Source organism: Thermococcus sp., from assembly GCF_027008145.1.
GTDB lineage: Archaea > Methanobacteriota_B > Thermococci > Thermococcales > Thermococcaceae > Thermococcus.
Genome location: NZ_JALTCZ010000020.1, coordinates 1 through 11,703 on the forward strand (window position 1 = coordinate 1; position 11,703 = coordinate 11,703).

General features: G+C 53.4%; 16 protein-coding genes. 7 read left to right on the top strand and 9 right to left on the bottom strand.

Annotated features, from left to right (window positions below; translation table 11 throughout):
* On the top strand, window positions 1–648 hold a 648-nt coding region (locus tag MVD07_RS00800; protein WP_297497312.1), incomplete at its 5' end, for an SPASM domain-containing protein.
* Here the strand turns inward: MVD07_RS00800 and MVD07_RS00805 are convergent.
* A complete protein-coding gene (locus MVD07_RS00805; protein ID WP_297497315.1) occupies window positions 645–1,571 on the bottom strand; it encodes an Lrp/AsnC family transcriptional regulator in 927 nt (308 codons plus the stop codon). The two genes, MVD07_RS00800 and MVD07_RS00805, sit on opposite strands and share 4 nt — an antisense overlap.
* Before the next feature lie 65 nt (window positions 1,572–1,636).
* Between MVD07_RS00805 and MVD07_RS00810 the strand changes: the two genes are divergently transcribed.
* The 3 genes from MVD07_RS00810 to MVD07_RS00820 are packed head-to-tail and all read left to right on the top strand — an operon-like array spanning window position 1,637 to window position 3,228.
* Window positions 1,637–2,125: an adenosine-specific kinase gene (locus MVD07_RS00810; RefSeq protein ID WP_297497319.1), complete on the top strand. Its 489-nt coding sequence runs from the start codon at window positions 1,637–1,639 to the stop codon at window positions 2,123–2,125.
* 39 nt (window positions 2,126–2,164) lie between these two features.
* Window positions 2,165–2,716 carry an XTP/dITP diphosphatase gene (locus MVD07_RS00815; RefSeq protein WP_297497322.1) on the top strand — a complete coding sequence of 184 codons (552 nt, stop codon included), beginning with the start codon at window positions 2,165–2,167 and terminating at the stop codon, window positions 2,714–2,716.
* A gap of 59 nt (window positions 2,717–2,775) precedes the next feature.
* On the top strand, window positions 2,776–3,228 hold the full coding sequence (locus MVD07_RS00820; protein ID WP_297497351.1) for an Lrp/AsnC family transcriptional regulator: 453 nt from the start codon (window positions 2,776–2,778) through the stop codon (window positions 3,226–3,228).
* A 55-nt stretch (window positions 3,229–3,283) separates the two neighbouring features.
* Here MVD07_RS00820 and MVD07_RS00825 read toward each other — a convergent pair whose 3' ends face one another.
* The 7 genes from MVD07_RS00825 to MVD07_RS00855 form a co-directional block, all read right to left on the bottom strand.
* Window positions 3,284–4,114 (bottom strand): radical SAM protein, encoded by an 831-nt coding sequence (locus MVD07_RS00825; RefSeq protein ID WP_297497324.1) that lies wholly within the window; start codon window positions 4,112–4,114, stop codon window positions 3,284–3,286.
* 22 nt (window positions 4,115–4,136) lie between these two features.
* Window positions 4,137–4,367 carry a type II toxin-antitoxin system HicA family toxin gene (locus MVD07_RS00830; protein WP_297497327.1) on the bottom strand — a complete coding sequence of 77 codons (231 nt, stop codon included), beginning with the start codon at window positions 4,365–4,367 and terminating at the stop codon, window positions 4,137–4,139.
* Window positions 4,364–4,591 (bottom strand): type II toxin-antitoxin system HicB family antitoxin, encoded by a 228-nt coding sequence (locus MVD07_RS00835; RefSeq protein ID WP_297497330.1) that lies wholly within the window; start codon window positions 4,589–4,591, stop codon window positions 4,364–4,366. Before MVD07_RS00835 ends, MVD07_RS00830 begins: the two co-directional genes overlap by 4 nt.
* A gap of 96 nt (window positions 4,592–4,687) precedes the next feature.
* Window positions 4,688–7,081: an MMPL family transporter gene (locus tag MVD07_RS00840; protein WP_297497333.1), complete on the bottom strand. Its 2,394-nt coding sequence runs from the start codon at window positions 7,079–7,081 to the stop codon at window positions 4,688–4,690.
* Between the two features lie 7 nt (window positions 7,082–7,088).
* On the bottom strand, window positions 7,089–7,457 hold the full coding sequence (locus MVD07_RS00845) for a hypothetical protein (RefSeq protein ID WP_297497335.1): 369 nt from the start codon (window positions 7,455–7,457) through the stop codon (window positions 7,089–7,091).
* 11 nt (window positions 7,458–7,468) lie between these two features.
* Complete coding sequence (locus MVD07_RS00850) at window positions 7,469–8,266, bottom strand: hypothetical protein (protein ID WP_297497338.1); 798 nt, start codon at window positions 8,264–8,266, stop codon at window positions 7,469–7,471.
* Between the two features lie 94 nt (window positions 8,267–8,360).
* Entirely contained in the window at window positions 8,361–8,693 is a 333-nt protein-coding gene (locus tag MVD07_RS00855; protein WP_297497342.1) for a hypothetical protein, read from the bottom strand.
* A gap of 203 nt (window positions 8,694–8,896) precedes the next feature.
* On the opposite strand from MVD07_RS00855, the gene MVD07_RS00860 reads away from it, so the two are divergent.
* Window positions 8,897–9,394 carry a PadR family transcriptional regulator gene (locus MVD07_RS00860; protein WP_297497345.1) on the top strand — a complete coding sequence of 166 codons (498 nt, stop codon included), beginning with the start codon at window positions 8,897–8,899 and terminating at the stop codon, window positions 9,392–9,394.
* On the opposite strand, the gene eno is transcribed toward MVD07_RS00860, so the two are convergent.
* Window positions 9,375–10,667 (bottom strand): phosphopyruvate hydratase, encoded by a 1,293-nt coding sequence (eno, locus tag MVD07_RS00865; protein ID WP_297497354.1) that lies wholly within the window; start codon window positions 10,665–10,667, stop codon window positions 9,375–9,377. The two genes, MVD07_RS00860 and eno, sit on opposite strands and share 20 nt — an antisense overlap.
* Window positions 10,668–10,748: 81 nt before the next feature.
* Between eno and MVD07_RS00870 the strand changes: the two genes are divergently transcribed.
* Window positions 10,749–11,072 carry a hypothetical protein gene (locus tag MVD07_RS00870; RefSeq protein ID WP_297497348.1) on the top strand — a complete coding sequence of 108 codons (324 nt, stop codon included), beginning with the start codon at window positions 10,749–10,751 and terminating at the stop codon, window positions 11,070–11,072.
* Between the two features lie 121 nt (window positions 11,073–11,193).
* The coding region (deoC, locus tag MVD07_RS00875) for a deoxyribose-phosphate aldolase (protein ID WP_297497357.1) at window positions 11,194–11,703 on the top strand (510 nt) is incomplete at its 3' end.

Consider the following 11,703-nt stretch of genomic DNA (forward strand, 5'->3'; position numbering starts at 1 on the left):
CTGTGGCTCACCAACTACGATGATCTGTCCCTCCTCATGGAGGTCGCGGAGAAAGCCGTCGAAGAGGGTGTTGAAAACGTTTACGCCGTTGTATTGATGGATGATCTTGATGAGGTAACCCCGATTGATGGAGTGAAGTTCGTTGCCGAGCTTGAATACTCCGAGAAGGGCATTGAAAGGCTCCTAAGCTACCCCTGGCTCCACGGGGCCCTGATAACCGTAACCCCCGATAAGCTTGATGAGCTGACTTCCATGGCAGGAATACTCCCGATGGAGGTTTACGTTGACGTCCTCTTCCCCGGCTCCGCAAGGAGGCTCAACTTCAACGTAATCGAGCTGAGGAGGGTAATAAATCCGACGGTAGAGAAGTACCATGACTGTCTCGCCGGAACGGTGGCGGTTACTGCGGACGGCTACCTCCTCCCATGTCCCCTTCTGAGGAACTATGTTGTGGTAGATCTCAAGGAGAAGGGCCTCAGGGAGGGTCTTAGAAAGAAGCGCCTGAGGGACTTCTGGAGGGTGACAAAGGACAGCATGGACGGCTGTTCCAAGTGTCCCTTCAAGTACATCTGCCACGACTGCAGGGCCCTGGAGTATCAGGCAACCGGAGAAATAGGGGGGATGGAGTACTGCCCGATACTCCTCTAGAACTCCAGTATTGAGTGGTAACCGCTCCCATCTTCCTTTACCATTCTTGAGAACTTTGTCCTGTTGTTCCTGTCGTTCATCTCCTTAAAGAGGGGATCAAAGTATTCGACCATTATCTTGTCCACGAACCTGCTGAACTCGAGAACTTTACTCCCTAGATCTTCCTGGGAGGAGAAGAACCACTCGAGGAAATACCCGTATTCTGGCAGGACGCCGACCTTTATCTCGTATTCCTTGAACCTCTCAAGGACTTCCTCGTCAAGCTCTTTTGTGAGCCCCACTATGCCTCTGTCCTGGATGTTCATGTCCACTGTAACGTAGAAGCCCACGAGTACTTCTATCTCCTTCAGCCTGTTTATCATAAACCTCACCGTCGGGCGCGCCTTCCCAAGCGCCCTCGCTATCTCTGTCACCTTTGTTCTGGCATCCCACTTTAGTATGTCCATGAGAACCGCGTAATCGTGGTTTAGGTTCCACTCGCCCCACTCTAGGGTTTTTGAATTCCTCCCCCTGGGATAGGCTCGAACCTCGTAGTATTCGAAGTCGTCGGAATACTTGGAGAGCATCTTGTCGACGTGCTTTACCTGCTCCTTCGGAATGTGGAGGAAGAGGGAAAGGCCGTTTTTGAAGCCGAAGGCAGGGTTTGCATACACAATGAAGGGGTTTTGGGTGACGTGCCGTCCGACCTCCAGCAGCCTCTCCGCGGGAACGCTCAGAAAGGCGACAAAGCTCTTAAGTCCTACCCTCCTGAGATTATATCTCGCATTGACGGCGATGTATTCCCCATAATACTTGTCGTACACCCTCTTGAGCCTGTAATAGTCTATTCCCTCCTCGGTGGCTATCTTCCTGAGGCTCTCAAAGGGATGTCTCTCAAGGATTTCAACTAGGAACTCGATTTCCTCAATGTTCACTCCACCCATGCCACGCCACCACCGGGCCGGAAAGGTTATATCCTGAGAGTATTAAACCCTTCCGGTGATGCGCTATGGTGAAGATTGAGGTCGTTGAGGTTGAGAAGCCCGAGGGCGCTGAGGTAATAATTGGGCAGGGCAACTTCTCGATATTCACTGTTGACGACCTTGCCAGGGCCCTCCTAACCGCGGTTCCTGGGGTAAAGTTTGGCATAGCCATGAATGAGGCGAAGCCCCAGCTAACGCGCTTCACCGGAAACGACAGAGAGCTTGAGGAGCTTGCAGCAAAGAACGCCTTGAAAATTGGAGCGGGCCACGTCTTCGTGATCCTCATGAAGAATGCCTTCCCGATAAACGTCCTCAACACGATTAAAAACCACCCGGCAGTGGCGATGGTCTACGGGGCCAGTGAGAACCCCTTCCAGGTTATAGTTGCTGAAACCGAACTCGGCAGGAGCGTCCTTGGGATAGTAGACGGCAAGTCTGCCACGAGGATCGAGACGGAGGAGCAGAAGAAGGAGAGGAGAGAACTGGTGGAGAAGATAGGCTATACCATTGACTAAAGTTTTTATTCTCCCTCCCCCTCTCCCGCTGGTGGTCCCATGAGGCTGGCCTTTATAACATCAAACCCCGGAAAGGTAGAGGAGGCGAAGGAGTACTTCGAGCCCCTCGGGATCGAGGTCTACCAGCTCAGCTATTCTTACCCAGAGATACAGGCGGACACACTTGAGGAGGTTGCTGAATACGGCGCCAGGTGGCTCGCCGAAAAAATAAGTGGTCCCTTCTTCCTCGACGACTCAGGCCTCTTCATTGAGGCTCTGAATGGCTTCCCCGGAGTCTACTCGGCCTACGTCTACAGAACCCTCGGGATAGGCGGAATACTGAAGCTCATGGAAGGCTTCTCCGACAGGAGTGCATACTTCAAGAGTATCATAGCCTACTGGGATGGCGAGCTTCACATCTTTGGAGGTAGAGTGGACGGCGAGATAACGGCCGAACCCCGCGGTGAAGGTGGCTTCGGCTTCGACCCGATTTTCAGGCCCAGGGGTTCCGATAAGACCTTTGCCGAAATGACAACTGAGGAGAAGAACCTCATCTCCCACAGGGGGAAGGCTCTAAAGGTCTTTGCCAGCTGGTTGAGGGAAAATCTTTAAATAAGCCTGATAAACAAACTCATGCGGTTGATATTGAATGAATGACGAAGGGGATTGAAATGGTGGGGGCCCTTGATGCCATCGACGTTAAGCTGTTGAAAGAACTCCGGGAGAACGCGAGGGAGAACATAGCCAGTCTGAGCAAGAAGCTGGGAATACCGAGAACCACCGTTCACTACAGGATAAAGCGTCTCGTTGAGGATGGAATAATAGAGAAGTTCACAGTAAAGCCGAACTACAAGAAGCTCAATCTAGGAACAACCGCTTTCATCCTTGCCCGCTATGATCCAGATTCAGGCCTGAACCAGAGGGAAGTGGCCGAGAAGATAGCCTCCCTCGATGGCGTTTACGAGGTTCACATCATAGCCGGAGAGTGGGATCTGCTCATAAAGGTTCGTGCCCCCAGCTCGGAGGAGGTCGGAAAGATAGTAGTCGACAAGCTCAGGGAGATAAAGGGTGTTGGACAGACCGTTACCATGGTCTCGTTCGTCACGGTGAAGGAAGAAGTCTGAGGCGATGATCGGCGTTCTCCTTTCTGATCTGTGATGACGCGAGGTTTGGTGAGCCTCACATAACGCAGCACTCGTAGATTACCTCAACGTCCCTCACGGTTTTCGCCCACTCTATCACCTTTCTCGGCGGGTTTGTCAGCCTGTCAACGCCCGCTAAGACCGCCCCCTCGTCGAACTCCAGCCTCCACCTGCCGAGGGGGCGCATGCAGCCTATGCTCAGCTCGCCCTCAAAGCGCTCGCGAGCATATCTCACCACGTCGAGGCTCTCCTCCACGCTTGGCTTCGGGACGTTCTCCATCTCGGTTCCCCTCGTCGGAATGAGAACGTTGAGTACAAGGAGGGTTATGGGGTATTCCGCCAGCATGTCTATGGCATTGTACTCCCAGTGTATCCTCCCGAAGTCGAGGCCTATGGTTATGTGCGGTGCAACCCTTATCCCGTTCTCGGTGAGGAGGTCGAGGATTCTTAGGTAATCCTCAACGGTTCTGTCTATCTTGTAGACCCTTCTGATTACTCCATCGTCGCCGACGAAGTCGAGGGAAACTGCATCTACCCAGCGGAGCCACTCCAAATCGTTCTCGTCTATAAAGCCGACGTGGGCGTTGAGCTTGAGGCTCGTGCGGCGCTTTATTTCCTTTATTTCCTCCGCGTAGAAGTCGAGGGGAACCTTCAGACGACCGTCCATACCACCGCTGAGGAGACAGCCGAGGTAGCCCTTCCTGTTGAGATCAAGGCAGTAATCCAAAAGCTCTCCTCGCCCAGGCTTCCTCATCCCCTCAAGGTAGTGCCTCCCGCAGTGGGCGCAGTTGAGTGAACACGCGTTACCCGTGACTGAGACTGATGGAAACTTGATGCCGGGGATGTAGATTTTGAGCTTTTTCTTCATTTATGCTCACCCCAAAATTAGGCTAAGGGTCTTTAAGAAGCTCGGTGAATTCCTCAACACTCAAGCCAGCTTCTTTTATAATCGCCTTTAAAAGACTTGTCTTTAGCCTTCTGTGGAGTGGAACCACAATCAACCTTCCGTCTCGTCCTTCAAGTATCACATGGGGGCCCTTCTGCTTAACGGGCTGGTAGCCCACCTTTTTGAGGACTTTTATAGCTTCTCTCCCAGAAACGTCGCGGGGAAGTTTGCTCATACTGATACCTCAACGACCGTGCTCTCTCCCTTTTTTACGAGTTCACCCTTTACTCTCTTCAACTCCCGCTCCTCCAAGGTCTCAAGGTACAGCTCTATGGCTTCTCTAATGTTTTTCAGGGCGTTCTCCTTCGTCTCCCCTTGGCTAAAGCATCCCGGAAGGGCAGGAACGTAGGCCACGTAGCCACCTTCGGGCTGTGGCTCGAGGATGACCTTGAGCTTCATGCCATCACCGGTAGGGTTTAGAACTGGGGGGCTTAAAAACATAAAGGCTGGCCAGCGTCGTAAAGGGTAGCCTTCCAAAAGAAAGAAAAAAGGAAATCACTTCTTAGCTTCACTCTCCCTGAACAGCGGCCACCAGGCCTTCTTGCCGAAGAGGCTCATGAAAGCCGGCCCCATGAAGTAGACCGCGAGCGTCGCCGTCAGGAGTATGCCCGCGGCGAGGGCAAAGCCCATCTCCCTTGTTCCCCAGGTACTGCTGAGCATCAATGCCCCGTAGGTGCTCGCCAGAACAACTGAGAGCCCTATGATGACCTTGTCCATGGTTCCAGCGGCAACGATAAGCGACTCGTCGGGCTTCCTGCGCTCGAACTCGTCCCTCGCCTTAACGAGGTAGAAGCTGTTGTAGTCGATGCCAACGCCCATGAGCACGACGAAGACCATCAGCGGGAGGAACCACAGAACCTGCTGGTTAAACACCTTCTCAAATAGCCACGTCGAGATCCAGATGCTCGTCATGACGCCGAGGAATATCGTGGTCATCGTCGAAGCCACCGCCGGCAGGCCCTTCAGCGTCGGTATGAGCGACAGGAACATGAGCACTAAGGCAACCGGAATTATCCTGTGCCAGAAGATGTCGTTTATCCTGTTTGTTAAGTCCATCGAGAGTGCGGCACCGCTTCCGACGAGGCCCGCTTTGATCCTCGGGTTCCCCTTGGCAAGTTCTCTTACATAGGTCCTCAGCTCCTTCACGAGCTCCTTAGCTTCTTTGTCCGTTGGTCTGTAAACGGTCTCTACCTGAATGAGCACCTTATCGCCCTTCGAGGAGATGAACCTACCGCCCCCAAGGGCCTTTATCGCTGAGAGAGTTAGGTTGCTGACGGGCTCCCCGTAGGGCCTCGTTGGCGAGTAGACGGCTTTAACCCCCTTCATTGAGGCTATGTGCGCGGTTATTTTGTCTATGAGCTTGAGGTCTTTGTCAGTTATCTTGCCGTTGAACTCTATTATCACGTAGTTGGGCGACATCAGTGAAGCCCCGAGCTTCTCCTCGCTCAGCTTCATGAACTTGAGCGTGTCGCTGTCCTTTGGAAGGAATAAGCTCAAGTCGTGGGTGCCCTTAAAGGTAATGAAGTTGTAAGTGGCCGGTGCGGCTATTAAGAGAGCTATCAGGAGAACGACCTTGGCGTGTTTGATGACCCATTCAGCGATTTTGCTCCTCTCGTGGACGTCCATGGCACGTATGTGCTTTACCTGCCTCGGCCACCAGAACCAGCTCTTGTCCCCGATCAGAGCTGTTATTGCAGGGATTAATGTGAGGCTCGCGATGAGCACGACTATCACGGCAATGGGAGCTATTATGCCCATCTGCTGGAATATCGGGAACTCCCAGGCGAGGACGAAGCTGGCGAAGGCTATTATGTCCGTGAAAGCGCTCGCGAGAACGGCGTCTTTAGCCCTTTTCAATGCTTCAGCGACGGCCCTTTCGTGTTCGTATCCCTCAGCCACGTACTCCTTAAAGCGGTGGACGTAATAGGTCGAGTAATCTATACCGAGGCCCAAGGCCGTCGTTATGGTCAGCATCTGGGCCCAGCTTCCGATGTTCAAGATTCCGCCCTTCGCGAGGAGGTAGGCTATTCCTAACGCGGTCAAAGCAGACGTTGCAACGCCGGTGAAGGGCAGGAAGGTCGCGAGGAGGGCCATTCCCATCAGGATGAAGAGGACTACCAGCGCCATTATCATGCTCGCCTTCGTCGTCGTGGCGTTGTCCCTCTTCCCGTACTCCGTCATCTCGTGCATCTGGATCGGTGTCCCTCCAAGGGCCCCTTCAACTTTTGGGAAATATTCTCCAAACTCCTCAAGGGCTATCTCCTTCACGCGCGTTGCGTTTCCGGCCCTGTACTTGTAGAGGTCGTCGCTCGGGTCGGGCTTTCCGCGTGGGGTAAAGATGATGAGCATCGTCGTGTTGTCCCTGCTCTTGAGCATGCTCAGGTAGGTTTTGGCTTTCTCCTTCACCGCCGGGAAGAGCTCATCAGCGAGGGGCCTGACGTCGCCGGCTGTTATTTTCTCCGGTTTGTCCTTGAAGCGGAAGGCAATATCAGCGAGCTTTGAGGCGTTGAAGGCTATCTTTATGCCGTAAGGGTTTCTGTTTGCATAGGAGGTAACGAATGACTCTACAGTCTTCTTGACGAGCTTCTCTATCCCCTCATCGTTCATTGGATAGTTCCTGACAACAGCCTCTGTGATGTTTAGGAAGAGGGCCTTGAACTCCTTCGGTGCGGTCATGTTGTTTATCTTCTCCCTGACTCCCTGGAGAAAGAGGCCTTCGGCTAGTTTCCTCGGGTTTGTTCCTCCGTATAGCTCCCTCACAATCTCAGAGACGTTGAAGTTTGCCCCGCCTCCCATCTTTGAGGCCAACGCGGAAACGACCTTCACAGTTGCGCCCTCAAGGTTCTCACCGCCGATTATCCCCTCCGGGTCTTTGGTGGCAGTTTTCACGATCAGTTCAGCAACATCCCCGGCGTTTGGAAGCCCGGCCTTGGAGAGTTCTTCGGTGAGGCCCCCCCTTCAGAATTTCAACGGCGATTCTATCGAGAACCTCCGTGTTTCCGTTGCTCTCGTAGATTTCTCTCAATGCTTTCTCGTTTATGCTGACGCCCATCTTAGCAGTTATGGCCTTCAGGACTGAAACTGTGGCGTTTTCGAGAAGAGAGGGATCCCTTGAGAGGATTCCCGTGGCGTTTTCATCGTACGCTAAAACGGTATTGACTACGAAGGGGGCGAACTGGAAAGCACTTGGGAGGCTCTTCTCCATGCCCGTGAGGAGGAGGTTTTTCTCAAGCTCCTTCGTTGGACCCTTCACCAGAAGCTCCATTAGAACACCCTTCACGTTCGGGAGCTTTGAAAGGGGATTGTTAGGAGCGTTGCCGAGGAGGGAGAGCGCAACCTCAATGGTGGCGTTCTCAACGGCCTGGCGCTTGGGCTCGGCCCGAGAGAGATTGCCGTCTCCACTATTCCGGAGAAGGCCTTCGCGTCGAGTCTGCCAAAGCCATTCACAACTATCGTCTGGTTGGTCTGAAGTACTGCCTCAGGGAGTTTATGAAGTACAGAGGTAGCTATGCCGGAGACCGCTTTGGTCAGCTCCCCCGATGACATTCCCTGAAGGGCATACTCGCTTCCGGCCTTCTGGTCGAAGGCCTCAACTTCGAGGTAAAAAGCCTTTCCGTAGGCCTCAACGAGGGGAACCTGAGCAGAAGGCGAGCCGGCTTTTATTATTCCCTCCGTGACGTTGGCGAGGAAAGTATCTGTGATAGCCCCGCTTCCAGCGTTAGCGTAAACCGGATAGACCGAATTGAAGACCGCATAGACGAACTCCGGGGTCGTCCCAGTTTGAGTTGCTATCTCCTCAGCCTCAGTCTGAGTTAGGTTTCCCCTACCGTAGGCCCCACTGGCAAGGATGGCCCTGTGGACGGTTATAACCCCAATGTAGGTCTTTCCATAGGTCGAGTTGAGAGAGTAAAGGCCTCTGTTGAGCTCTGCCAGCGTGGAGTTGAGGGATTTGAGCATTCCTGAGGTTGAGGTTAAATTCTTGTGGAGGGCGATGTAAGCTGTATCCGTGTGGTTTAGCGCGTTCCTCAGGAGAACGGTCTGATTGTAAAGGGCTGTGACGTTCCTCTTTAACATCAGATAGCCCTTTGCGGTGTCAATAAGAGCGTTCTTCACCATACGGGTAGTGTTGTCGAGTTGGTACGTCACGTTGAGGAGCCGGCCAAAGCCCTCATTGCTCTGGAGAGCAGTCGAGTAGAGAACCCCTGTAAGGTTCCAGGTTGTAAGTCATGTTCCAGAGTTCATTGATGGCGTCATAGTAAGAGGTTACGTTGTCGGCATATTTACCCTCGACCCTCTCCTTGAAGGAGTAATAGGCTTCTTTGCTCCTTTCATCGCTGACGTTTATGTTCGTGATGAGCAGGTACGTGGTGTTCTCGTTCTGGGCCTTTGTGAACTCTCTGGAGATTATGTCCTGAACCTTTACGGATTCTATCTTGTGGGATACCATCTGCCCCTCGCTGTAGTTGGTTATCTCGCTCAGCTTCATCGCAAGCGGTGCCATGATGATTATCACGACTATCTAGGCGAGGAGCACGAGCTTTGCGTGCCTGGCTATCCACTCGTTCCATGCCATCGCGACCACCCCAACCCTTTTAAACGGTTGCCACTAATATGTCAATTGCAAATCCATCCTATTCAAATATGTTTAGTTCAGACATATATGGGCTGGGTGAAACTTATAAGCCTTTCGCCGGTGGTGAGAGCATGCCTGACTCAAGCCTCGTGAGGAACCTCTTCACGGTACCGCTGAAGAACCTCATACTCCTTATCATAGGCCTGAAGGGAGAAGCACACGGCTACGAGATACTGAAGGAGATAGAGAAGATAGCCTTCGGCAACTGGAAGCCCAGTCACGGGAACCTCTACACCATGCTCAACAAGCTGGCCGAGGAAGGTCTGATAGAGCCGAGGGAAGAATACAAAGGAAAGAGGAGGGTGGTTAGATATGCACTCACGGAGAGGGGTTGGCTCTACCTGAAGGAGGCCAACGAGCTCGCCCTGAAGTCCCTCTATTTAGCGGTTCAGTATCACGAGAGGCTCCGCGAGAAACTCAGGGAGAGGGGCTACGGAAAGGAGATCCCAGCCGAGGCCATAGGGGAGTACATAAAGCTCCTCAACGGCATCATCGGCGTTTTGGAAGAGAAAAAAAAGGAGCTTGAGAAACTCAAGAGGGAGAAAGAGCTCAGAGAAACGGGTTCCTGAACTTTCTCCTAGGATAGACCGCCGTCCCCTCAAGCTCCTCCTCGATTCTTATGAGCTGGTTGTACTTAGTGTTCCTGTCCATTCTCGCCGGGGCGCCGGTCTTTATCTGGCCCGTGTTGAGGGCAACGGCCAAATCGGCTATGAACGGGTCGTCGGTCTCTCCGGAGCGGTGCGACACAACTATTCCCCATCCCGCCCTGTAGGCTGTGTAGGCAGCGTCTATGGCCTCGCTCAGCGTTCCTATCTGGTTTACCTTGAGGAGGAGAGCGTTGGCAGCGCCAAGCTCGATGCCCTTCCTTATCCTCTTCGGGTTTGTGACGAAGATGTCATCGCCGACGATCTGTATCTTGTTCCCGAGTTCCTTCGTTATCATGACGAAACCTTCCCAGTCCTCTTCGTGGAAGGGATCCTCAAGGGAAACTATCGGGTAAGTTGAGATCAGCTCCCTGTAGAGTTCGAGGAGCTCGCCCTTGTCGTACTCTTTACCTGCAACGACGTACTTGCCCTTGTCGGGATGGAAGAACTCGCTCGATGCAGGGTCAAGGGCGAAGGCTATCTCCGCACCGGGCTTGTAGCCGGCCTCTTCTATGGCCTCGATGAGGAGCTCAAGGGGCTCGTGGGGTTCTTTCAGGGGTGGAGCGAAACCGCCCTCGTCGCCTACGTTGACCGCGTCCTTTCCGTATTTACTGGCTATAACCCCTTTGAGGACATGGTAGGTCTCGCTAACCCACCTTATTCCCTCGCGGAAGCTGTCGGCTCCAACCGGCATTATCATGAACTCTTGGAAGTCGAGCTCGTTGCCGGCGTGAACTCCGCCGTTGATGACGTTGCTCATTGGAACCGGCATGACGTAGGCGTTGGTTCCGCCGATGTACTGGTAGAGTGGAAGCCCTAAAGCGTTCGCCGCCGCCTTCGCCACGGCCAAGGAAACGCCGAGGATCGCGTTTGCGCCGAGGTTGCTCTTGTTCTCCGTCCCGTCGAGCTCAAGCATAAGGGTGTCTATATCCCTCTGCCAGGTGACGTCCATTCCTATTATTTCTGGTGCGATTATCTTGTTGACGTTCTCAACGGCCCTCCTAACGCCCTTACCGAGGTAGCGCTTCCCGCCGTCGCGGAGCTCGACCGCTTCGTGGGTTCCGGTTGAAGCTCCGCTCGGGACAGCTGCTCTGCCCATGCTTATTGGGGTGTAAACCTCGACCTCGACCGTTGGATTGCCCCTGCTGTCGAGTATCTCCCTCGCTATAACGTTCGTTATCTCGAAGGGGTTTTCCATGCTAATCACCTCGGGTGATATTCAGTACCCTAAATATAAAGTTGGCGATTCGCTTTTAAGGTACCCTCCCAAGTTTTTAACATGGAGTGGGAGAGAAAGCTCAGGGAAGAGGGATTCATCGAGGTGGGGGACTTCAGGATAGAGCTCACCCTTGACAACACCTTCCTCGACCTTGACTACATTCCAAGGGTGATAGTCTACGACGAGGAAACCTCCTGCTGGCACGTCCTCAGGAACCCGATACCCAAGGGGAAGAGCCTTAAGGAAGGGTGGGACAACGCGGTAAAGGTTCTTGAGGCAATCGCCCGGGGAGATGCTGATCCAGTCCTCGGAGACGATGAGGTTGGAGAAAGGCTCCAGAAAGCCCTTCGTGAGCTCTACAAAAATGGACAAACTACCCCCTAATCTGGGTTTTTCTTACCCCAGTTCCCCTTTTCTGGACTGCAAATTTTCCGGAATCGTTCCACACTTTTGGGTGGAAACCCTAATAACGTCCTCCGACGGACGCTGTCTGGGGATGATGTATATGGCCGAACGGATTGACATAGCCAAATATATTGATCATACCAACTTGAAGCCTTACACCACGAGGGATGACATAGTACGGCTCTGCGACGAGGCAATAAAATACAACTTTTATGCCGTCTGCGTCAACCCCTATCGCGTTAAGCTCGCCAAGAACTACCTCCGCGAGAAGAACGCAGACGTCAAGGTGGCGAGCGTCATAGGCTTCCCGCTCGGGGCAACCCCTACAGAGGTCAAGGTCTTCGAGGCGAAAAAAGCTCTGGAAGACGGTGCGGACGAACTCGACATGGTCATGAACATCGGCGCCCTCAAAGATGGGGACTACGAGTACGTCAAGAACGACATAGCCGGGGTCGTTAAGGTCGCCCACGGGAGAGGGGCGAAGGTCAAGGTCATAATTGAGACCTGCTACCTAACAGAGGAGGAGAAGGTAAAGGCCTGCGAGCTGGCAAAGGAAGCCGGGGCCGACTTCGTTAAGACCTCTACTGGTTTCGGCACCGGCGGTGCAACC

Bases quoted from the DNA above. Each gene is read 5' to 3' on its own strand.
- MVD07_RS00855 (WP_297497342.1), bottom strand. From the start codon at position 8,693: ATGGCACCGCTTGCGATGAAGCTGAGCGAGATAACCAACTACAGCGAG.
- MVD07_RS00870 (WP_297497348.1), top strand. From the start codon at position 10,749: ATGGAGTGGGAGAGAAAGCTCAGGGAAGAGGGATTCATCGAGGTGGGG.
- MVD07_RS00805 (WP_297497315.1), bottom strand. From the start codon at position 1,571: ATGGGTGGAGTGAACATTGAGGAAATCGAGTTCCTAGTTGAAATCCTT.
- MVD07_RS00830 (WP_297497327.1), bottom strand. From the start codon at position 4,367: ATGAGCAAACTTCCCCGCGACGTTTCTGGGAGAGAAGCTATAAAAGTC.
- MVD07_RS00835 (WP_297497330.1), bottom strand. From the start codon at position 4,591: ATGAAGCTCAAGGTCATCCTCGAGCCACAGCCCGAAGGTGGCTACGTG.
- MVD07_RS00820 (WP_297497351.1), top strand. From the start codon at position 2,776: ATGGTGGGGGCCCTTGATGCCATCGACGTTAAGCTGTTGAAAGAACTC.
- MVD07_RS00850 (WP_297497338.1), bottom strand. From the start codon at position 8,266: ATGTTAAAGAGGAACGTCACAGCCCTTTACAATCAGACCGTTCTCCTG.
- MVD07_RS00825 (WP_297497324.1), bottom strand. From the start codon at position 4,114: ATGAAGAAAAAGCTCAAAATCTACATCCCCGGCATCAAGTTTCCATCA.
- MVD07_RS00810 (WP_297497319.1), top strand. From the start codon at position 1,637: ATGGTGAAGATTGAGGTCGTTGAGGTTGAGAAGCCCGAGGGCGCTGAG.
- eno (WP_297497354.1), bottom strand. From the start codon at position 10,667: ATGGAAAACCCCTTCGAGATAACGAACGTTATAGCGAGGGAGATACTC.
- MVD07_RS00815 (WP_297497322.1), top strand. From the start codon at position 2,165: ATGAGGCTGGCCTTTATAACATCAAACCCCGGAAAGGTAGAGGAGGCG.
- MVD07_RS00845 (WP_297497335.1), bottom strand. From the start codon at position 7,457: ATGGAGCTTCTGGTGAAGGGTCCAACGAAGGAGCTTGAGAAAAACCTC.
- MVD07_RS00860 (WP_297497345.1), top strand. From the start codon at position 8,897: ATGCCTGACTCAAGCCTCGTGAGGAACCTCTTCACGGTACCGCTGAAG.